The sequence below is a fragment of the Pseudomonas sp. genome, from assembly GCF_049300855.1.
In the GTDB taxonomy this organism is placed as follows: domain Bacteria; phylum Pseudomonadota; class Gammaproteobacteria; order Pseudomonadales; family Pseudomonadaceae; genus Aquipseudomonas.
Window position 1 is genome coordinate 17236 of sequence record NZ_JBAQKH010000003.1, and the last position, 19907, is coordinate 37142.

General features: G+C 60.9%; 20 protein-coding genes and 1 riboswitch. Of the genes, 7 read left to right on the forward strand and 13 right to left on the reverse strand.

What is annotated here, in order from left to right; genetic code table 11:
* Nucleotides 1-115 precede the first annotated feature (115 nt).
* The gene (metE, locus tag WA225_RS00850; protein ID WP_422606511.1) at nt 116-2404 is read left to right on the forward strand and encodes a 5-methyltetrahydropteroyltriglutamate--homocysteine S-methyltransferase; all 2289 of its coding nucleotides are present in this window, start codon (nt 116-118) and stop codon (nt 2402-2404) included.
* A gap of 138 nt (nt 2405-2542) precedes the next feature.
* Nucleotides 2543-3094, forward strand: coding sequence for a GNAT family N-acetyltransferase (locus WA225_RS00855; RefSeq protein ID WP_422606512.1), 552 nt, complete (start codon nt 2543-2545; stop codon nt 3092-3094).
* Here WA225_RS00855 and WA225_RS00860 read toward each other — a convergent pair.
* The 11 genes from WA225_RS00860 to phnD form a co-directional block, all read right to left on the reverse strand.
* Complete coding sequence (locus WA225_RS00860; RefSeq protein ID WP_422606513.1) at nt 3033-3797, reverse strand: ABC transporter ATP-binding protein; 765 nt, start codon at nt 3795-3797, stop codon at nt 3033-3035. The genes WA225_RS00855 and WA225_RS00860 overlap by 62 nt on opposite strands.
* Entirely contained in the window at nt 3794-4798 is a 1005-nt protein-coding gene (locus tag WA225_RS00865) for a FecCD family ABC transporter permease (RefSeq protein ID WP_172828195.1), read from the reverse strand. The genes WA225_RS00860 and WA225_RS00865 overlap by 4 nt, the downstream gene beginning before the upstream one ends.
* An 8-nt stretch (nt 4799-4806) precedes the next feature.
* A complete protein-coding gene (locus WA225_RS00870) occupies nt 4807-5820 on the reverse strand; it encodes an ABC transporter substrate-binding protein (protein ID WP_422606514.1) in 1014 nt (337 codons plus the stop codon).
* A 144-nt stretch (nt 5821-5964) separates the two neighbouring features.
* Nucleotides 5965-6159, reverse strand: a riboswitch (cobalamin riboswitch).
* A 42-nt stretch (nt 6160-6201) separates the two neighbouring features.
* The gene (locus WA225_RS00875) at nt 6202-7137 is read right to left on the reverse strand and encodes a Ppx/GppA family phosphatase (protein ID WP_422606515.1); all 936 of its coding nucleotides are present in this window, start codon (nt 7135-7137) and stop codon (nt 6202-6204) included.
* 367 nt (nt 7138-7504) lie between these two features.
* Nucleotides 7505-8332, reverse strand: a complete 828-nt coding sequence (gene phnX, locus WA225_RS00880; RefSeq protein WP_422606516.1) for a phosphonoacetaldehyde hydrolase — start codon at nt 8330-8332, stop codon at nt 7505-7507.
* Between the two features lie 74 nt (nt 8333-8406).
* Nucleotides 8407-9276, reverse strand: a complete 870-nt coding sequence (locus WA225_RS00885; RefSeq protein ID WP_422606517.1) for a LysR substrate-binding domain-containing protein — start codon at nt 9274-9276, stop codon at nt 8407-8409.
* Between the two features lie 10 nt (nt 9277-9286).
* Nucleotides 9287-10582: an MFS transporter gene (locus tag WA225_RS00890; RefSeq protein WP_422606518.1), complete on the reverse strand. Its 1296-nt coding sequence runs from the start codon at nt 10580-10582 to the stop codon at nt 9287-9289.
* A 131-nt stretch (nt 10583-10713) separates the two neighbouring features.
* On the reverse strand, nt 10714-11805 hold the full coding sequence (gene psrA / locus WA225_RS00895; RefSeq protein WP_422606519.1) for an iron-containing alcohol dehydrogenase PsrA: 1092 nt from the start codon (nt 11803-11805) through the stop codon (nt 10714-10716).
* A gap of 109 nt (nt 11806-11914) precedes the next feature.
* A complete protein-coding gene (gene phnE, locus WA225_RS00900; RefSeq protein WP_422606520.1) occupies nt 11915-12733 on the reverse strand; it encodes a phosphonate ABC transporter, permease protein PhnE in 819 nt (272 codons plus the stop codon).
* A gap of 2 nt (nt 12734-12735) precedes the next feature.
* Nucleotides 12736-13527, reverse strand: a complete 792-nt coding sequence (phnC, locus tag WA225_RS00905; RefSeq protein ID WP_422606521.1) for a phosphonate ABC transporter ATP-binding protein — start codon at nt 13525-13527, stop codon at nt 12736-12738.
* Nucleotides 13524-14390: a phosphonate ABC transporter substrate-binding protein gene (phnD, locus tag WA225_RS00910; RefSeq protein WP_422606522.1), complete on the reverse strand. Its 867-nt coding sequence runs from the start codon at nt 14388-14390 to the stop codon at nt 13524-13526. The genes phnC and phnD overlap by 4 nt, the downstream gene beginning before the upstream one ends.
* Nucleotides 14391-14499: 109 nt before the next feature.
* Between phnD and WA225_RS00915 the strand changes: the two genes are divergently transcribed.
* From WA225_RS00915 to map, 3 genes are all read left to right on the forward strand, one after another.
* Nucleotides 14500-15357, forward strand: a complete 858-nt coding sequence (locus WA225_RS00915; RefSeq protein ID WP_422606523.1) for a LysR substrate-binding domain-containing protein — start codon at nt 14500-14502, stop codon at nt 15355-15357.
* A gap of 64 nt (nt 15358-15421) precedes the next feature.
* The gene (locus WA225_RS00920; protein WP_007918027.1) at nt 15422-15649 is read left to right on the forward strand and encodes a ParD-like family protein; all 228 of its coding nucleotides are present in this window, start codon (nt 15422-15424) and stop codon (nt 15647-15649) included.
* Complete coding sequence (gene map, locus WA225_RS00925) at nt 15646-16437, forward strand: type I methionyl aminopeptidase (RefSeq protein WP_212546102.1); 792 nt, start codon at nt 15646-15648, stop codon at nt 16435-16437. Before WA225_RS00920 ends, map begins: the two co-directional genes overlap by 4 nt.
* 109 nt (nt 16438-16546) lie before the next feature.
* Here map and WA225_RS00930 read toward each other — a convergent pair whose 3' ends face one another.
* Both WA225_RS00930 and WA225_RS00935 read right to left on the reverse strand, forming a co-directional pair.
* Nucleotides 16547-17440 (reverse strand): alpha/beta fold hydrolase, encoded by an 894-nt coding sequence (locus WA225_RS00930; RefSeq protein WP_422606524.1) that lies wholly within the window; start codon nt 17438-17440, stop codon nt 16547-16549.
* 31 nt (nt 17441-17471) lie between these two features.
* Nucleotides 17472-18269 (reverse strand): crotonase/enoyl-CoA hydratase family protein, encoded by a 798-nt coding sequence (locus tag WA225_RS00935; protein WP_159814598.1) that lies wholly within the window; start codon nt 18267-18269, stop codon nt 17472-17474.
* Nucleotides 18270-18418: 149 nt separating this feature from the next.
* Between WA225_RS00935 and WA225_RS00940 the strand changes: the two genes are divergently transcribed.
* On the forward strand, nt 18419-18994 hold the full coding sequence (locus WA225_RS00940) for a TetR/AcrR family transcriptional regulator (protein ID WP_008088096.1): 576 nt from the start codon (nt 18419-18421) through the stop codon (nt 18992-18994).
* A gap of 81 nt (nt 18995-19075) precedes the next feature.
* Nucleotides 19076-19801, forward strand: a complete 726-nt coding sequence (locus tag WA225_RS00945; RefSeq protein ID WP_422606525.1) for a transporter substrate-binding domain-containing protein — start codon at nt 19076-19078, stop codon at nt 19799-19801.
* Nucleotides 19802-19907: the final 106 nt, after the last annotated feature.

Consider the following 19907-nt stretch of genomic DNA (forward strand, 5'->3'; position numbering starts at 1 on the left):
AGTGATGATCTGATCATGAGCAATACTTGTGATCATCAATATTAAAATGAGTTTGTCTCACTGAGGCTTGCTGTCGACAATGGCCGCCATCAGCAAAGCATTGGAGTTGTTTGTTATGGCACTGGCCCATTCCCTTGGATTTCCGCGCATCGGTCGCGACCGCGAACTGAAGAAAGCGCAAGAGGCGTTCTGGAAAGGAGAACTGAACGAGGCAGGCTTGCGTGACGTCGGTCGTGAACTGCGCAAGGCCCATTGGGACCTGCAGAAAAACGCCGGCATCGAGTTGCTGCCGGTCGGCGATTTCGCCTGGTACGACCAGGTCCTGACGCACTCGCTGATGTTCGGCGTGATCCCTGAGCGCTTCCGTCCGCACGATGGCAAAGCCAATCTGCACACCCTGTTCCGCATGGCACGGGGTGTCAGCGACAGTTGCTGCGGCGGTGCGCACGCTCAGGAAATGACCAAGTGGTTCGACACCAACTACCACTATCTGGTCCCGGAATTCAGCGCCGACCAGCAGTTTCAGTTGGGTTGGGAGCAGTTGTTCGAGGAAGTCGCAGAAGCCCGCGCTCTGGGCCATAACGTCAAACCGGTGATCATCGGCCCGCTGACGTATTTGTGGCTGGGCAAGGCCAAAGGCGCCGAGTTCGACAAGCTGGATTTGCTTGATCGTTTGCTGCCGCTGTACGGGCAAATCTTCGCTCGCCTCGCCGCCCAAGGCGTCGAGTGGGTGCAGATCGACGAGCCGATTCTGGTGCTCGATCTGCCGCAGGAATGGAAGAACGCGTTCGAGCGTGCCTACAACCAGATTCAGCGTGATCCGCTGAAAAAACTGCTCGCCACTTACTTCGGTGGTCTGGAAGAAAACCTCGGTCTGGCCGCCAACCTGCCGGTCGACGGTTTGCACATTGATCTGGTGCGCGCACCGGAGCAATACCCGACCATTCTCGATCGTCTGCCGGCCTACAAAGTGTTGTCCCTGGGCGTGGTCAACGGCCGTAACGTCTGGCGCTGCGATCTGGAAAATGCCCTGGCGACCTTGCAGCATGCCCATGAGCGTCTGGGTGATCGTTTGTGGGTCGCGCCGTCCTGCTCGCTGCTGCACAGCCCGGTGGATCTGGGCCGTGAAGACAAGCTCGATGCCGAGCTGAAAAGCTGGCTGGCCTTTGCCGTTCAGAAGTGTGAAGAAGTGGCTGTTCTGACGCATGCCATCAATGAGCCGGAAGCGCCGAAAGTGCTGCGAGCATTGACCGAAAGCCGTTCGGTGCAGGCCGCTCGCGCTGCTTCGCCGCGCATTCACAAACCTGCGGTTCAGGCGCGGGTCGCGGCGATTACGGCCAAGGACAGCCAGCGTCAATCACTGTTCGCCCAGCGCATCGCCAAGCAGCGCGCCGGACTCGATCTGCCATTGTTCCCGACCACGACGATCGGTTCGTTTCCGCAAACCGCGTCGATCCGCCTCGCCCGTCAGTCATTCAAGCAAGGCAAGCTGAGCGAAGCCGAATACACCGAAGCGATGTACAGCGAGATTCGTCATGCTGTGGAAATCCAGGAGCGTCTGGGTCTTGATGTGCTGGTGCACGGTGAGGCCGAGCGTAACGACATGGTCGAATACTTCGCCGAGCAACTCGATGGCTACGCGTTCACCCGCTTCGGCTGGGTGCAGAGCTACGGTTCGCGCTGCGTCAAACCGGCGGTGATCTTCGGCGACCTCAGCCGCCCGCAAGCCATGACCGTGGAGTGGATCCGCTATGCCCAAGGCCTGACCGACAAGGTCATGAAAGGCATGCTGACCGGTCCGGTAACCATGCTGATGTGGTCGTTCCCGCGTGAAGACGTCAGCCGTGAAGTGCAGGCGCGGCAACTGGCGCTGGCGATCCGCGACGAAGTGGTCGATCTGGAGGCCGCCGGCATCAAGATCGTGCAGATCGACGAAGCGGCGTTCCGTGAAGGTCTGCCGTTGCGTCAGGCACAGTGGCAGCCTTATCTGGACTGGGCGACAGAAGTGTTCCGGCTGTGTGCTTCCGGCGTGCGCGACGAAACGCAGATCCATACGCACATGTGCTACAGCGAGTTCAACGATGTGATTGAGTCCATCGCGGCGATGGATGCCGACGTGATCACTATCGAGACCTCGCGTTCGGACATGGAACTGCTGGAGGCGTTCGAAGCCTTCGCTTACCCCAACGAAATCGGCCCCGGCGTCTATGACATCCACTCGCCACGGGTGCCGGAGGCCGCGGAAATGGCCAATTTGTTGCGCAAGGCGGCCAAGCGCATTCCGGCCGAGCGGCTGTGGGTCAACCCGGATTGCGGTCTGAAAACCCGTGGCTGGCCGGAGACTGAAGCGGCGCTGGTGCACATGGTCACCGCCGCCCGACAGCTGCGTAAAGAGCTGGCGTAACGCTCAATCGGTATGACATCCGACCCTGTGGGAGCAAGCTCGCTCCCACAGGGTTTTGCGTAAGTCAGGCGATTGGATGGCTTCGCGGGACCTGTTGTTGCTACTGTGCCCAGCCGCATTCCAGGTATTTGCCGCTACATGAGTGATCAACCCGTTATCCAAACCGTGTCCGACGCCGACATTCCTGAAATTCTGAGTTTTGTCTTAAAGGCCCGCGCCGAGCTTTTCCCCAAGCTCAGCGCGACCGGCATGCCTGACGATCTGGCGCGGTTCACCGAGGTTTATCTGCGTGGGGAAGGGCGCTTTCTGATTGCTCGCCATGAAGGGCAGATCGTTGCCACCATCGGCTATCTCGCCTATGACCGGCGCTTCCCGCACTTGCCCTATCCGCACCTCAAAGTGGTGGAAATCGTCCGCCTGTTCGTCGTGCCTTCACAGCGGCGATCCGGGTTGGCCGGCGCGTTGTACCGATCGCTCAGGGACCTGGCACTCGCCGGCGGAGTCGAGGTGATCTACCTGCACACCCATCCATTCTTGCCGGGCGCCATCGCGTTCTGGCAACGGCAGGGCTTCGAGATCATCGATGTCGACGCTGACCCGGTGTGGCAGACCACCCACATGCACAGCCTTATGAATGGAATCGAAGAATCTGCGCCCCATCGAACGGGTCCGTCAGGTAATGCGCCCTGACCCCGAACGTCTCCTGTAACCGCTGCGGTGTCAGCACCGCCAACGGTTCGCCCAGCGCCACCAGTCGCCCGCGTTCCAGCACCGCCAGACGATCACACTTCAGCGCCTGATTGAGATCATGCAGCGCGATCAGCGTGGTCACCGGCAACGCCTGCACGACGTTGAGAATGGTCAGCTGATGCTGAATGTCGAGGTGATTGGCCGGCTCATCCAACAGTAGAATTTGCGGGCGCTGCGCCAATGCCCGAGCAATGTGCACCCGCTGCCGTTCACCGCCGGACAGGCTGCGCCACAGACGCGTGCGCAGGTGCATTGCGTCAACGTCGGTCAACGCCTGCTGAACAATGGCGTCGTCCGCCTGCGACCACGGTTGCAGCGCCGACAGCCACGGCGTACGCCCCAACGCCACTGCGTCGAACACGCGAATGCCGTCATCGGTGTCGGCTTGTTGTTCGACCACCGCAAGCTTTTGCGCAATGCTGCGCCGGGCCATTTTGCCCAAGCGCTGACCTTCGAGCAGGACCTCGCCAGCGCTCGGTTCACGCAACCCGGCCAACAGTTTGAGCAGGGTGGACTTGCCTGAACCGTTCGGCCCGACGATGCCCAGGGTTTCGCCACGCTGAACTTCAAGGCTGACACCGCTGAGCAACTCGGCGCCGCGCACTCTGAAGCTCAGACCAGAACAACTCAAAACACTGCTCATCGCGCCGATCTCCGACCCACCAGAATCAAGGCAAACACCGGTGCACCGACCAATGCTGTAATCACCCCGACCGGAATCACCTGACCCTTGATCAAGGTGCGCGACAACACATCGGCGGCGATCAAAAACACTGCGCCGCCCAACGCACTGGCCGGCAACAAACGTGCATGCCCGGTGCCGAGCAACAGGCGCGCCGCATGGGGGATCACCAGCCCGACAAAGCCGATCGAGCCGACGATCGACACCATCACCGCCGTCACCAGCGCCGCGCAGCCGATCAGCAGAATCTGCACCCGGCGCACCGGAATGCCTAGGGACGCCGCCGAGTCCGCACCAAAGGTAAACGCATCCAGCGCCCGCCGATGCCACAGGCACACGACCAACCCGAGCACGGCCACCGGCACCGCCAGCCACACCGACGGCCAGCGCACGCCACCCAGATTGCCCAGCAGCCAGAACATGATGCCGCGCGCCTGTTCGGAGCTGGCCGAACGGGTAATCAAGAACGCCGTGAGCGCGTTGAACAGCTGCGAACCGGCGATCCCGGCGAGAATGATCTGCCCGGTGCCGCTCGCTGAGCCGCTGACTCGCGCCAGCACAATCACCAGCACGAACGCCGTGACCGCGCCGGCGAAGGCGCCGACGGACAATGACACCAGCCCGGCGCCAACCCCGAGCAACGCCACCATCACCGCCCCGGTCGAAGCCCCGGCAGAAATCCCCAGCAGATACGGATCGGCCAACGGGTTGCGCAACAGCGACTGCAAAATCACCCCGCAGGTCGCCAGACCGGCACCGCACGCGGCCGCGACCAGTGCGCGGGTCAGGCGGTAGTTCCAGACGATGCCTTCATCGATAGGGTCCAGCGCGTACCCGGCGCCCCACAATTTGTTCGCCAGCACCTGCACGACCACGCCCGGTTCAATCGAGGTCTCACCAATGGCCACGCCAGCGACCACTGCAATCAACAGGGTCGCCAAGGCCAGTAACGTGCGGATCAGGCTGGCATTCATTGCGACAGGTCATAGCCGTTGATGGCCGTGGCCAATTGCTCGATGCCATCAAACATGCGCAGGCTGGCCTGCATGGCCATCGCGTCGAGAATGATGATGCGGTTGTGTTTCACCGCCTCCATGTTGCGTGTCACCGGGTCGCTGCGCAGGAAGGCGAGCTTCTTTTCATAGTCGTCGGCAGGGAAGCGCCGACGGTCCATCCGTGCGATGACGAGGAAGGTCGGGTTGGCCTTGGCGATGGTTTCCCAGCCGACGGTTGGCCACTCCTCATCGGACTCCACCACGTTGCGCACGCCGAGGGTGCTGAGCATGAAGTCGGGAATGCCTTTGTGCCCGGCCACGAATGGCTCGATGTCCATTTGCGCGCTGGAGAACCACACCAGCGCACTGGCGTCCTTCAGTTTTTTGCCTTGGGCGGTGGCAATCGAATGGGCGAGGCTGGCCTTGAGTTGGTCGTTGAGCTGCTGGCCACGCGCCTGCACATCGAAGATTTGCGCCAGTTGGCTCAAGCTCTTGTAGATGGTGTCGATGCGAAACGGCGCCAGCCGCGTACCGTCGGCGCCGACGAGGTTGTCCTTGGCTTCGCAATCTGAGGGCAGCAGGTAGGTCGGAATCTTCAATTCATGAAACTGCTCGCGGGTGCCGACCGCGCCTTGCGGGCCGACCATCCATTCCAGTTCCACGGCGACCAGTTCCGGACGTTTGCCGATCACCGATTCGAAACTCGGTTCGTTATCGGCCAGGCGTTCGATCTGGTCGTTCTGCGCCTTGTATTTGTCCAGCACGTTGTTGAACCACAGCGAAGTGCCGACGACTTTGTCGCCCAGACCCATGGCGTAGAGCATTTCCGTGCCCGCCTGGCCGATGGTCACGGTGCGCGTCGGGGCGTGCTGGAAGGTCAGGGTGCTGCCGCAGTTTTCGATCGTCAGCGGGTAGGCAGTCGGTGCCGCCTGCGCCATGGCGCCAAGGCTCAGGCCGGTGATGAGGGTAGCAATGCGGGGCAGCAGCATGGGGCAGTCTCCGAAGGAACCGTACGGGGAGCGGGAGAGTACGGTCTGGAAACACACCATCGAACGCGGTCAGGAAAACAGCGCAAGGCCGGGCAGCCAACGAAGACGCGCACGGCACGATGTCCTTCCCGGACACCCCGCCGGTTAGTAATCACTGTGCCGGCAGGTCTCCTGACTGATGCGTCATCGCCTTGGCTCCGGCCTTCCCGGGGTTCACCCAGTGGCAGTCGTGGAGCAGGCTCGGCACCTACAGTTGCGGGGGCAGTTCCGATCAATGCTGTGCAAGCACCTCGGATTCCCTGTTAGTCCCGTTCGGGAACCAGCGGCGGCATGGTAGTCGATCAAGCCGCTGAAGGGGAGACGAATCTGCTGTGGTGAGGATCAGTGCTTGCTCATCAAACCGTGCAACACGCCCAGGCGCAGGCCCGGTTCGGACGGTTCCATCTGGGCAATACCAAATACCTTGAACGCCGCCAGCATCAACACCAGCCCGCCGGGCAGAATGCTCTGGCGATGCGGTTGCAGCCCGGTCAGTTTCAGTTGCTGGACGTTCTTCACCTTCAGCAACAGCAACGACAGGCGCAGCAGCCCGCCGTAGGTGATGCCGTCCTGGCCGAAGTCGTTGAGGCGATTGGCCTTGAGCACTTTGGCGAGCATGCGCGCAGTGCCGGAAGAACCGATGGTTTGCTGCCAGCCTTGCGCGCGATAGCGCTTGGCGACGTGTTCAAATTGCAGGATGGCGACGCGCTCGGCTTCTTGCAGTGCGCCGGGAGAAATCCGCCCATCGGGAAAATAGCGGGCCCCGAGGGTGCCGCTGCCAATGGCGATACTTTCGGTCAGCAACGGTTGCGCGCCCTGGCCGAGAATCAGCTCGGTGGAGCCGCCGCCAATGTCGACCACCAGGCGCATGTCTTCGGCGCTCGGCAAGGCGTGGGTCACGCCGGCGTAGACGAGTCGCGCCTCTTCATGGCCGCAAATGACGTCGATGGGAAAGCCCAGATGCCGTTCGGCGCTGGCGAGAAACAGTTGCGCATTGTCCGCCTCACGCACCGCGCTGGTCGCCACCGCGCGAACCCGGCCGGCTTCGAAACCGCGCAGCTTCTTGCCGAACCGCGCCAACGCCTGCCAGCCGCGATCCAGTGCCATCGTGTCGAGCGTGCCGCCGTCAAAACCTTCAGCGAGGCGCACCGGTTCACGCAAGGTTTTCACTTCCTGAATCTGCAAGCCCTTTCGGCTGCGCACCGACTGGCCGATCATCAGGCGAAAGGCATTCGAACCCAGGTCGATGGCGGCAAACAGCGAGGCGTCTTCTTTCATGGGAATCCCTGCAAAACTTCCGTCGCGAGGCTCAAGACGGTTTGCGAGGATTCTGCCGTGATCTTGATGACACCCTGATGACGGGGTGGGGGCGGTTCGATGAATGTGTGGCTGTCATGACACTGTCATTATCCGGCGTCTATGCTTAGGCCAATACATCGCGTGTTCTTAAAGTTTTTGCTGCCATTTTTGGCAGCTTTTTTTTGCCTGCGATTTGGCCCCTGATCGTTCCCACGCTCTGCGTGGGAATGCCTCTAGGGACGCTCCGCGTCCAGTGACGCGGAGCGTCACGGGCTGCATTCCCACGCGGAGCGTGGGAACGATCAGCGCAGAGGGGTAACGATCAGCGCAGAGGGGGAACGATCAATCAGCAGGACTGCGGGGTTTCGCCTCGGGCCAGGCGCGCGTTGATGTCTTCAATGACTTCAGGCAGCTCGGCGATGGTGTCGATCAGGTAGTGCGGGCGCGAGGGGGCGAACATCTTGCCGATCCGCGCGCGCTCCTCAGCCAGTCGGTCCGACGGTAACGCCTTGTATTGCTCATAGGTCAGGCCCAGTGCGTTGCCGGAGCAGGTCAACGCCACCGTCCACATGCCCGCCGCGCGCCCTTCGAGAATCCCCGGCCAGGTGTCATCGACCTTGACGCACGCCGCCACGTCACTGATGCCCAAGGCAATCACGTTGGCCAGCGCCTGCGCCGGATACGGCCGGCCATTCGGCACTTCATCAGTGGCGACGACATGGTCGGCGATGTAGCCATTTTCCCGCGCCAGTTCGACAACCTTGGCCATCACCACCGCCGGATAACCGGAGCACGAACCGATTTTCAAACCCTTGCCACGCAACGCGGCAATCGCCTCGAGCGCACCGGGGATCAGCGCCGAATGCAGGGCGATTTTCTCGATCTGCAGCGGCATGAAGCGCTCGTAGATCGCCGTCACGTCCTCGTCGCTTGGCAAGCGATCAAACGCTGCACGATAACGCTCGGCAATCTGCGGCAGGTTGCACAGGGTGCGGATGTGATCCCACTTGCCCATGCCCATCGGCCCGCGCGCTTCTTCCAGCGACACCGCGACGCCAAACTCGGCAAAGGCTTCGACGAAAATCTGCGTCGGTGCAAACGAGCCGAAATCGACAACGGTGCCGGCCCAGTCGAGGATCGCGGCTTGCAGGTGAGTCGGTTGTTGGTACTGCATGGTCAATCTCCGTTTTCAGGTAAGCGTGGGCCGTCCCTCGGCAATGAGGTAGGCGGCTCAAGGGTCAGTGCTGATCAGCTCAGCGGTGGGTTCGCATCAAACAGTTCGGCAATCACTGGCCGGTTCCGGCGGATGCCGAGGCAGCACAGGTGGTATTCGATAAAGAACGGGTGATCGACGAAGGTGATCGGCGTGGTGCCCGGAGTTTCGGCGTACTCGACGGCCGAGACAAACCCGATACCGATGCCTTTGACGATGGCGTGCACGATGGCTTCGCGGCTGTTGAGTTGCATGACGCGGTTGAGGTCGATGTCGAGGCGCTTGCAGCTTTCTTCGACCAGTTGCCGGGTACGCGCACTTTGCTCGCGCATCACCCATTTCTCGCGGCTGATTTCGCTGATGTGAACCTGCGCCTGACTGGCCCACGGATGGTCATCGCGCACCACGGCGATAATCGGATAGCGGTGATACAGGCGCGTATGGAAGCGCTCATCGAATTCCGACAAGGCCAGAATCGCCACATCGATATCGAAGTTGAACAACCGCGCCAAGGTGTCCTTTTCCGAGGAAAACGAAGTTTCCAGTTCGATATCCGGATGGCGCTGCATCAGCTCATAGGTCAGGTTCATGGCAATCGGCGGCGACACCGCGCCGAGACGCAACATGCCGTTTTTACGTTGTTTGAAACTCTGCAGCAGTTGCACTGCTTCATCTTCCTGGCCGAACAGACCTTGAGTGATTGCGTAGAGTTTGTGCCCGGCCGCGCTCATTTCGATGTAGCGGCCACGGCGATGGAACAGCTCCACCGAGAAGGTGTTCTCCAGCGCGTTGACCTGCTCGCTGACGGTCGGCTGGCCGACGCTGAGGTACTCTGCCGCGAGGGTGAAGCTGCCGGTTTTCGCCACCGCATGAAACGAACGCAACCACTTGTGATACTGGTACATGCAAGCCCCGTCAGCGTCGAATGAACAATGCCACTGCCGCGCTGCACAGGCAGGCGCTGGTGACCACAATAAAGATGAGAGACGTGTTTGCCGTGGTGTCAAGCAAACGACCGATCATCGGCTCGGCCAGCCCGGCGAACAGGTAGGACGAGAAGTTCATGATCCCGGTCGCGGTGCCGGCGCGTTTGGCACCTACCAGGTCCGGACAAAGAGCCCAGAAACTCGAGGCCGGGCCGTAGACGAAGAAGCCGCAAAGGAACAGCGCCACCAGGCCGATCACGCTGTGCGGTGGCAGGCTCCACATCCACAGACTGGTCGCCGCCCCCAGCACCATATAGAGCATGATCGCCAGGTAACGCTTGGAGCCGAACAACTTGTCCGACACCCAGCCGTTGCTCAACGCGCCGACCGCCATGCCGACGGGGAGGGCGACGGTGATCCATTTCGGATCGACCATGCTGTCGCCGCTTTTCCAGTTGGCGCCGAGAAAGTGCACCGGCACCCAGACGATCAAGCCGTAGCGCGCCGCGTTTTGAAAGCCCAGGGACAGCGCGGCGATCAGCAAACGCGGATTCTTCAGCACCGCTTTATAGCGTTGCGCCGAGGACTCGACTTCGCCCTGCGCGGCTTCCTGATGTTTGTCGTCAGCGTTGGCCACGCCGGTATCGCCCACGGGCTCAAAGCCCAGATCCTGCGGCCGTTCGCGGGCGACCAGATAGAAAATGATCCCGCCGGCGAGCATCAGCAGCACCGGCAAGCGGAAGATCCAGCGCCATTCCAGTTGCAGCACTTCGAGCACGACGATGGAGGTGACGTACGACAGAATCGACGCGCAACCGGCAGCGAAAGTGTAAAAACCATAGACCTTGCCGCGTTCACCCGCTGCCCACCAATTGGCAATCAACCGACCACCCGGCGCCCAGCCCAAGGCCTGAAAGTAGCCGTTGACGCCCCACGGCAGAATCAGACTGCTGAAACCGCCGGCAAAACTGGTCACCCAGTTGGCACCGCAAGACAGCACCGCGCCGAGGGTCATGATGCGCCGGCCACCGAACTTGTCGGCGAGGTTGCCGTTGATGGCCTGACCAATCGCGTAGGCCCAAAGCATCGCAGCAGAGGCCCAGCCGAGGGTTTCCTTGCTCAAACCGAACTCGGCCTGAATCCCCGGAATGGCAAAACCGAAGGTCTGCCGGCCGGTGTAGAAAAACAGGTAACAGAACATCGCCGCCAGCAGCATGCGCCACTGCGCGACCCGGAACGAGGCAGAACGGACGGCGAGACCAGGCATGGTTTGGGCACGATTCATGATCTTTTCCTTATTGTTGTGGAGTCCCGCCGTTTGTCGTCGGCGGGTGCACTCTTTTTCGGTGCGACAGGAAATCACCGCAGCGTTGTACGCCGCCGGCTGTGCTTGGGTCGTTCAGTTTTCGGGCGACGTCAGGCGGCTTGCGAACCGATGAAGTTCTTGCCGCGCGCGCCCTGCATCGCGAGGTGGATGATGGCGTCGGCGTCCTTGGCCGAGACGCCGTAATCGGCAAACTCGGTCTTCACCCCGAGGCTGTGCAGGAACTCGCGAAGTTGCTGTTGGGCTTTGCCCAGGTCCGCGCCGAATACCCGTTGCAAGGTACGGTCGCGAGTGGCGTCCTGACCCCAAGCCAAACCCAATACCAGCGGCAAGGTGAAGGAGCAGGCGATGCCGTGGGGCAAGCCGTGGCGCAAGGTCATCTCATAGGAAATCGAATGCGCCAGCGCGGTTTTGGTGTTGGAAAACGCTAGCCCGGCCTTGAGCGCAGCGAGTGCCATGCGGCTGCGCAATTCGTGACTGGAGAGGTCCTTGTGCAGGCGCGGCAGGCATTCGAGGATGTCCTCGATCGCGGAGATCGCGAAGGTGTCCGAGACCGGATTGGCGTTGACGTTCCAGATCGCTTCCAGCGCATGGGACAACGCATCGAGCCCGGTAGAGACGGTGACGCTGGCCGGCACAGTGAGCATCAGTTGCGGGTCGATGATCGCCACCCGTGGCCAGGTGCAATCCAGATGCAGCGAGTATTTCTTCTGGCTGGCGCTGTCCCAGATCGTCGCCCACGGCGTGACTTCGCTGCCGGTGCCGGCGGTGGTTGGCGCGGCGATCAACTGTTTGCAGCGTGCCGGGGTGAACGGTTCACCGGTCGCCAGCAGTGTCAACAGTTCATCGAAATGCCCGGATTCGGTGCCGACGATCAAGGCTTTGGCGGTGTCGATGGCGCTGCCACCACCAACCGCGAGCACCACATCGCAATCGGCGGCCCGCTGCCAGAACTGCTCATACGTGCTGCGCAGATGGGCGACGTCCGGGTTGGGCTGAACGTCTTCGAACACGTAGACCAGACGCTCACCGAGCAACGCTTGCAGGCGATCGATCAGCCCCAGCCCACGGGCCTCAGGGAAGGTAACGAGGGCCACGGTCTGCTGGTCGGTAATGGCAGCGAGGTCTTGCAGGCTGCCCCAGCCGAAGCGGGTATCGACGGGGTTCTGAAAACGGGCAGTCATGGTGGATCCTTCTTGTTGTTGTCGTGTGGCCACATACTCGATGGCGGTCGACAACGGTACAAATCGATAAATCGCAGGTTTGAATCGGCTGAGCCGATAACAGCGGCGGTTAATGCGTCGAACCGCTCTGGATGGCGGCACGCAGTCGACTCGATACGGCGTCGGCGACGATCACCATGAAAGTGATGACGATGATGCAGGTCGCGGTTTCCTGATATTTGAACAGCTTGAGACTGCTCACCAGTTCAAAGCCCAGGCCACCAGCGCCGACCATGCCCAGCACCGTGGCCGAGCGCAGGTTGACTTCGAAGCGGTACAGAATCACGGCAATCCACGCGGTGATGACTTGCGGCAAAACGCCAAACACGATCACCTGCAGTGGCCGCGCACCGGTCGCTTGCAGCGCTTCGATCGGGCCTTGGTCGATCTCTTCGATGCTCTCGGCGAAGAACTTGCCGAGCATGCCCAGGCCATGCAGTGCCAGCGCCAGGACACCGGGGAACGGGCCGAGGCCGACGGCTGAAACAAAGATCAGCGCGAGGATCAGTTCGTTGATGCTGCGGGTGAAATTCAGTGCCTGGCGGGTGGCGTGAAACACCCAGCGGTTGCGGCTCAGATTGCGCGCCGCGAGAAAGGACAGCGGAATTGCCAGCAACACACCGAGCAGGGTGCCCCAAATGGCGATCTGCAAGGTCTCCACCGCTGGCGCGAGCAGACGAGGAAGAATGCTCAGGTCCGGCGGAAAGGTGCGCGAGAGAAAATCACCAATCTGCGGCAAACCCGCCGCCAGTTCACCGAGGCTGAGTTGCGCACCTTGCGCGCTCCAGTTCAGCGTCCACAGCACGATCAGGACGATACCGGCGGTGGTCAGCCAACCGCGCGTGCCACGGGGCCGCTCGCCGACCCACTGATAGTTTTGCGATTGCATGCTCAGGCCCTCGAGGCAGTGCGGTAGGACAGGGTGGGCGCCGGGACGTCAGCGGAGTGTTCTGCCGAATGCCCGGGATAGATTCGCGCGAGATCGGCCTCGGTCATGCCCGACGCGTCGCCGTCGTACACCAGACTCCCGTGCGCGAGGCCGACCACGCGGTCGCCGAACTCGCGGGCGTATTCGACCTGATGCAGATTGCACAGCACGGTGATGCCCAGTTCGCGGGTGGCATCGCGCAGGTACTGCAGCACCAGACGCGCGGTTTTCGGGTCGAGACTGGCGATCGGTTCATCCGCCAGAATCACCTGCGGCCGTTGCGCCAAGGCGCGGGCAATACCGACGCGCTGCTTCTGCCCGCCAGACAATGAATCGGTGCGCTCGCCGGCCTTGTGCGCCAGTTCGACGCGCTCCAGGCATTGCATTGCCAGCGCCACATCGTCACGGCGAAACAGTTGCAGAATCGAGGCGAGGGTGCCGACGGAACCGAGGCGACCAGTCAGCACATTCTTCAGCACGCTGAGGCGCGGCACGACGTTGTGGTGCTGAAAAATCATCGCCACTTCACGGCGCAAAACGCTGGTGTCGGGGCAGGCGAGGGCATCAATGCCCGCCACGCTCAGCGTGCCGCTGTCGGCCTGCACCAAGCGATTGATACAGCGCAGCAAGGTCGATTTACCGGCGCCGGACTGACCGAGCACCACGACGAATTCGCCCGCAGCGACTTCAAGGTCGATGCCGCGCAACACCGGGTTGCTGCCGTAGTGTTTGGTCAGTTGACGGATGCTGATCATTTCATGCTCCGCAAATCGAGATCGAGCACCTTGGCGGTTTCGCGCACCACATCGTAAGAGGCGTCGGTGGTCGGCTGGAAACCATTGAGCACGCCCTGATCACCCCACGGCACGTCCTTGATCGAGGCCAGTGCGTCGGCGACTTTCTTCTTCAGTTCCGGATCGAGCGCCTTGCGCCAGACCATCGGCGATTCGGGAATCGGCTTGGAGCTCCAGACGATTTCAAAGTCATCCTGCTTCACCACACCTTTGGCCACGGCGCTGGCGAAGATGCGGTCAGCCACGGCTGCCGCGTCAACTTTCTTGTTCTCGACCGCGAGGATGCTGGCGTCGTGGGAACCGGAGAAAATCACCCGTTTGAACAGGCTGTCCGGGGCAAAACCGGCTTGTTCCAGACCTGCTTTTGGGAACAGGTGACCAGATGCTGAACTCGGGTCGACGAAGGCGAAGGTATGGCCCTTGAGGTCGGCCAACGTATGAATGCCGCTGTCCTTGCGCGCCAGAATCACGCTTTTGTATGCGCTCTGTCCGGTCTTCTTGGTTACTGCCACGGAGAACGCTTCGACGTCCGCCACTGAGGTCGCCAGCACGTAGGAGAACGGCCCGAGGTAGGCGACGTCGAGTTTGCCTGAGCGCAGCGCTTCGATAATGCCGTTGTAGTCGGTGGCCACGAACGGCACCACTGGCATGCCGATTTTGGCTTGCAGATCGTCGAGCACTTGTTTGCTCGATTCGATCATCGCCTGGGAATCTTCTGAGGGGATGAGGCCAATGGTCAGTTTGTCCTTGGCCCAGACCTGGCTGGCACTCAGGGCAAGTACGGCAAGGCTGGCGACACGCAGAAACTGTTTGATTGTTTTCATGGCATTCCACGGTGTGGTTGGGAGTTGCCACAGGCTAGGGCTGTCACGTGACAGTCATTCAATCAATTCAATATGCGAAACCGCAGCTAACTATTGATGGAGTCTATGGATGTCGAGCGCCAAATTGCGGGCCTTTCTCGCCGTTGCCCGTCACGGCAGTTTCAGTGCCGGTGCGCGCGCGTCGGGCTTGAGTCAACCGACCCTGACCACTCAGGTGCAAGCCTTGGAACGTCAGCACAATGTCGAGCTGTTCCATCGCCGTGGGCGGCGGATCGAGTTGTCGGATGTGGGACGGCAACTGCTGCCGATCGCGCAACGGCTTGCCTTGCTGGAGTTGGAGGCGCACAACCTGCTGCGCGACTCCGGACGGCTCGACAGCGGCCAGCTCAAGGTCGGTGCGGTGGGGCCGTTTCATGTGATCGAAATGGTCGACAGCTATTTGCAGCAGCATCCGAATATCGATGTGTCGATCCGCGTGGGCAACTCGGCGCAAGTGCTGTCGGATCTGGAAAACTACGTGACCGACATCGCCGTGCTGGCCGGGCGGCAGGATGATCCGGCGTTGTGTTCGGTGCGTTATGCACGGCATGCGATCATCTTGTTTGCGCACCATGAGCATCCGCTGGCCAATCGTGGCAGCGTGCGCCTGGAGGAACTGGAAGGGCAGCGGCTGCTGCAACGTGAGCCCGGTTCGACCACGCGGCTGGTGCTGGAACAGGCGCTGAATGCGGCGCAGGTCAAACCGCGCATCGCCATGGAAATCGGCAGTCGCGAGGCGTTGCGTGAGGCGGTGGTGCGCGGGCTCGGGTTGGGCGTGGTGTCGGAAGCGGAGTTCATTGCTGATCCAAAAATCCGCACGATCAGAATCGAAGGCGAAGAACTCTTTACCGAGACTTATCTGTACTGCCTGGCCGAGCGGCGTTCCAGTCGGCTTATCTCATCGTTTTTCGATGCGGCGCTGAGTTGATTTGCAATTTCGCTTAAGGCTTGGCTAATATACGATCCATATACACATCGTATCGGATTCATATATGGGCATCGTAAAGATTTCAGAGGACATGCACGAGAACCTGCGGATCTCCAGCAACGCCCTCAGCCGCTCGATCAACGCGCAAGCCGAGCACTGGATGCGCATCGGCATGCTCGCCGAACTGCACCCCAACCTCGACCACAGTGCGATCTGCCGCTTGCTGATTCGCGCCGAACAAAATGGCGGGCTCGACCTGCAACAACTGACTCAGGAAGCCGTCAGCGCATGAGAAACCAGATCAAGATCAACACCCCGGCCGACATCGCGCAATCGCGCGCTGCCGGCAAACTCGCCGCTGAAGTGCTGGCAATGCTGGTGCCGCACGTCAAGGCCGGCGTGACCACCGATGAACTGGATCGGCTGTGCAACGACTACATCGTCAACGTGCAGAAAGCGGTGCCGGCCAACGTCGGCTATCACGGCTTTCCGAAAACCGTCTGCGCCTCGGTTAATGACGTGGTCTGCCACGGGATTCCATCGGGGACGCCGTTGAAGGATGGCGACATCGTCAACCTCGACATCGCCGTGATCAAGGACGGCTGGTTCGGCGACACCAGCCGCATGTACGTGGTCGGTGAGGCGACGCTTGAGGCGCAGCACTTGATCAAGACCACTTACGAAGCGATGTGCGCGGGTATTCGCGTGGTGAAACCGGGCGCGACGTTGGGCGACATCGGCCACGCGATTCAGAGCCTGGCGGAGAAGGAAGGCTTCAGCGTCGTGCGCGAGTATTGCGGGCACGGGATTGGCAAGGTCTATCACGACGAGCCGCAGATTCTGCATTACGGCTTTCCCAATCAGGGGATGAAGCTTAAGGCCGGGATGATTTTTACCGTGGAGCCGATGCTCAATGCCGGCAAGCGTCATGTGAAAAACATGCCCGATGGCTGGACGGTGCTGACCAAGGATGGCTCGTTGTCGGCGCAGTGGGAGCATATGGTCGCGGTGACCGAAACCGGCTTCGAAATCCTCACCGCCTGGCCGGACGAAATCGAAGGCTATTCCCCGATCACCTAAACACCACAAAACCCCTGTAGGAGCTGTCGAGTGAAACGAGGCTGCGATCTGTTGATCTTGTTTTTAACAGCAAGATCAACAGATCGCAGCCTGCGGCAGCTCCTACAAGTTATGTGGTGTGTGCAGGGACGCTTTGCAGCCAATCAAGCACCTCATCCCACAACGGCTGTGCGCTTTCACGGAAGTAACCCATGTGCCCGTACGGTTTGCTGCCCAGTTGCGGCTGCAGATCCAGCAATGTCAGCGGTGCATTCACCATGGCTTTGACAAACGCATCGCGCGAACGCGGTGGCGCCCACGGATCATCGACCGACGTGGCGAAAACGCATGGCGTTGTGACCTCGGCGTAGAGCGCATGCAGATGGCTCATCTGGGGGTCGTCGAAGTAGTAGTGGGGGAATTTGCACCAGCGTTTCCAGTCGTTGTAAACGCCCAGCGGCAAATCATCGCCCATGCCCAGCATGCTCCAGGCCATGTAGCCTTTGCGGGCGACAATCACCGGCAGCACAAACGTCCACATCAGACGGATTTTCCAGGCCTCGGTTCGGGACATCCAGCCGCTCCACCCCGCGCCACTGCCCAGGGTGTAGCAAGCTGTCAGGGCGGGGTGATTGGGCAACAGACCAATCGCGTGACCACCAAACGAATGGCCGACCCAATACAACGGCAACGCTTCCTGGCTTAGCAGATCCACTGCCGCCGCCAGATCCTGATAAGCCCAATCCAGATAAGACATCTCAAAGCCTTTGAGGGAAGCCGGCTTCGATTCACCGATGCCCCGGTAATCGAGGGTCAGGACATTGAAGCCCTGACGCGCTGCATGCTCGGCAAAGCGCCGATAAAAACGCTGTTGCACCCCGGTGGCGCCGGCCATGATCAGGTTGCCTTTGACCGCGCCCGGCGCGCTGTAGCGCTTGGCTGACAACGGATAACCATCGCGGGCAATGAGGGCGATGTCCTGTCTCTGGATCGATTCGGTGAAGGCTGCGGCCATGGTGTTCATGAAATTGTTCCGAGTGAGTTGAGCAAAGCCTTCAGCGACCTTTGAACTGCGGTTCGCGCTTTTGCATCATCGCCATGACGCCTTCGCGGACATCCTCGGTTTTGATCAGGGCCAGCAGTTGTTCATCAAGCTTCGACAGTGCCGCATCGTCACCCTGATCCTGCGCCAGAAACGCCGATTGCAGCGTCGCCTGAATCGCCAGAGGCGCAGCCTTGGCAATGCGTTCGGCGTATTCGATGGCGCGTGCCAGAGTCTGGCCGGGTGCGACCACTTCGGTCAGCAGGCGCATGTGCAGGGCGGCATCGGCATCGAACTCTTCCGCCGTGAGCATGTAGCGCATGGCGGCGGTCCAGCCCGCTGCGCGGGTGAAGCGCACGGTGGAACCGCCGGCGGGAGAGATCCCGCGCAACACTTCCAGATGAGCGAAACGGGCATTGGTGGCGGCAATGCTGATATCGGCGTTGAGCATCAATTCGATGCCCGCCGTCCAGCAAATGCCTTCAATGGCAACCACCACCGGTTTACGCCTGCGCGGTTTGGAAACGCCCCATGGGTCGATGCCTTCTTCAGGATACTTGAAGGCGCCTGACACCAGTTTCGGCGTCAGCTCCATCAAGTCCAGGCCTGCGGTGAAGTGCTCGCCATGCGCGAACAGCACGGCGCAGCGGAGTTCGTCATTGCGCTCATACTCGCCGATGGCCAATGCCAGGTCCGTCAGCATTGCACTGTCGAATGCGTTGCGTTTGCCGGCGCGATCCAGACCGATCAAAAACAACTGACCGCGTTGTTCGCGGGTGACTCGGCCGGGGCCACTGTTGGCTTCGTTCATCTCTGCTCTCCCTGATTTTTTGTCGGCGGCCAGTTACTGACCATCTGTTCGGTTAATAGAAACTAAACGAACAGTTGGTAACCGTCAAATTGAGAAGGGCAGGCTTATGTCATAGAATCACCGCCAGTTATCCGGATCAGGAAATACCCGTGCGACCGTTGAAAATCCCCCGTGAAGAGCTGCTTCTGCGGTGCGCCAATACCTTCAAACGCCTCGGCTACCATGGCACCACCATGGACGTACTCGCGTCCGCTTGCGGCTTTACCAAGGCTTCGTTCTATCACCACTATCCGAACAAGGAGGCCTTGCTGCGTGACGTGCTCGACTGGACGCATCAGGTCATCAACCAGACCTTGTTTGCCGTTGCCTTCGACGAAAAACTCACGCCACAAGAACGCCTGAGCAAAATGGGCCGCAAGGCTGCGCGGCTGTTTCAGGATGACTCGATTGGTTGCCTGATGGGCGTGGTGGCGGTCGATGCGGCGTACGGTAAAAGTGAATTGCTGGAGCCGATTCGCGGATTTTTCGATGCATGGGCCAAGGCGTTTGCGCATTTGCTGGAAGGCCAGGTCGATGAGGGACAAGCCTTGCTGACCGCTCGACAATGGGTGGCGGATTACGAGGGGGCGATTCTGCTGGCGCGGGTCTATGGTGACGCGGCTTACATCGATGCGGTGACGCGTCGGGCGCTGGAACACTTGAGTGCCTGTCAGGCACCGACATAAGGCTTACGCGCTGTGTGTTGTGTCCTCGACAGTGTCAGCCACGACGCACACTGACTTTTTATCCGATCAGGGAGCAACACCATGAGTGCAATCACCCCGGCCGTAATGGCCGATCTCGCGCCCGACGGCGTGCTGCATGCCGCCATCAATTTTGGCAACCCGGTGCTGGCACAGCGCGGGGCGGACGGTGCGCCGCAGGGTGTTTCGGTGGCATTGGCCAAAGCATTGGCTGCCGAGTTGGGTGTCGAATTGGAGATGCGCACCTTTGATGCGGCGGGCAAGGTCTTCGCGGCGTTGGAAGAGGGCGTATGGAATCTGGCGTTTCTTGCGATCGAGCCGGTGCGTGAGGCGCAGATCGCGTTCAGCGAGCCGTACGTGATTATTGAAGGGACTTATCTGATCGAAGCGCAGGCACCGTATCGCAACGTCGAGGATCTCGATCAGCCAGGATTGCGACTGGCCGTTGGCAAAGGCGCAGCCTATGACCTGTTCCTCAGTCGCACGCTGAAGCACGCACAATTGGAGCGTGCCGAAACCTCGGCGGGTGCCGTTGACCTGTTTATCGAGCAACACCTGGATGCCGCCGCCGGGGTTCGTCAGCCATTGCAGAAAGTCGCGGATGCCGACGCGCGTTACCGCGTGCTGGACGGTGCATTCACGGCGATTCGCCAGGCCATGGCCGTGCCCCGTGGGCGCAGGGCCGGCGCGGCGTATGTGCGGGCGTTCGTTGAGCGCAAGAAGGCTGAAGGGTTTGTCGCTGCAGCGCTCGCCGAGAGCGGGCAGGGCGATGTGACGGTGGCGCCTTGAGATAAAAAAAGAGCCACCGCAGCCCGACGCTGGGGTGGCCCTGAGGGGGACATTGTTGAAATGACGGCAGACCCTGTGGGAGCGAGCTTGCTCGCGAATGTGGTGT

Bases quoted from the DNA above. Each gene is read 5' to 3' on its own strand.
- metE (WP_422606511.1), top strand. From the start codon at position 116: ATGGCACTGGCCCATTCCCTTGGATTTCCGCGCATCGGTCGCGACCGC.
- WA225_RS00855 (WP_422606512.1), top strand. From the start codon at position 2,543: ATGAGTGATCAACCCGTTATCCAAACCGTGTCCGACGCCGACATTCCT.
- WA225_RS00860 (WP_422606513.1), bottom strand. From the start codon at position 3,797: ATGAGCAGTGTTTTGAGTTGTTCTGGTCTGAGCTTCAGAGTGCGCGGC.
- WA225_RS00870 (WP_422606514.1), bottom strand. From the start codon at position 5,820: ATGCTGCTGCCCCGCATTGCTACCCTCATCACCGGCCTGAGCCTTGGC.
- WA225_RS00875 (WP_422606515.1), bottom strand. From the start codon at position 7,137: ATGAAAGAAGACGCCTCGCTGTTTGCCGCCATCGACCTGGGTTCGAAT.
- phnX (WP_422606516.1), bottom strand. From the start codon at position 8,332: ATGCAGTACCAACAACCGACTCACCTGCAAGCCGCGATCCTCGACTGG.
- WA225_RS00885 (WP_422606517.1), bottom strand. From the start codon at position 9,276: ATGTACCAGTATCACAAGTGGTTGCGTTCGTTTCATGCGGTGGCGAAA.
- WA225_RS00890 (WP_422606518.1), bottom strand. From the start codon at position 10,582: ATGAATCGTGCCCAAACCATGCCTGGTCTCGCCGTCCGTTCTGCCTCG.
- psrA (WP_422606519.1), bottom strand. From the start codon at position 11,805: ATGACTGCCCGTTTTCAGAACCCCGTCGATACCCGCTTCGGCTGGGGC.
- phnE (WP_422606520.1), bottom strand. From the start codon at position 12,733: ATGCAATCGCAAAACTATCAGTGGGTCGGCGAGCGGCCCCGTGGCACG.
- phnC (WP_422606521.1), bottom strand. From the start codon at position 13,527: ATGATCAGCATCCGTCAACTGACCAAACACTACGGCAGCAACCCGGTG.
- phnD (WP_422606522.1), bottom strand. From the start codon at position 14,390: ATGAAAACAATCAAACAGTTTCTGCGTGTCGCCAGCCTTGCCGTACTT.
- WA225_RS00915 (WP_422606523.1), top strand. From the start codon at position 14,500: ATGTCGAGCGCCAAATTGCGGGCCTTTCTCGCCGTTGCCCGTCACGGC.
- WA225_RS00920 (WP_007918027.1), top strand. From the start codon at position 15,422: ATGGGCATCGTAAAGATTTCAGAGGACATGCACGAGAACCTGCGGATC.
- map (WP_212546102.1), top strand. From the start codon at position 15,646: ATGAGAAACCAGATCAAGATCAACACCCCGGCCGACATCGCGCAATCG.
- WA225_RS00930 (WP_422606524.1), bottom strand. From the start codon at position 17,440: ATGAACACCATGGCCGCAGCCTTCACCGAATCGATCCAGAGACAGGAC.
- WA225_RS00935 (WP_159814598.1), bottom strand. From the start codon at position 18,269: ATGAACGAAGCCAACAGTGGCCCCGGCCGAGTCACCCGCGAACAACGC.
- WA225_RS00945 (WP_422606525.1), top strand. From the start codon at position 19,076: ATGAGTGCAATCACCCCGGCCGTAATGGCCGATCTCGCGCCCGACGGC.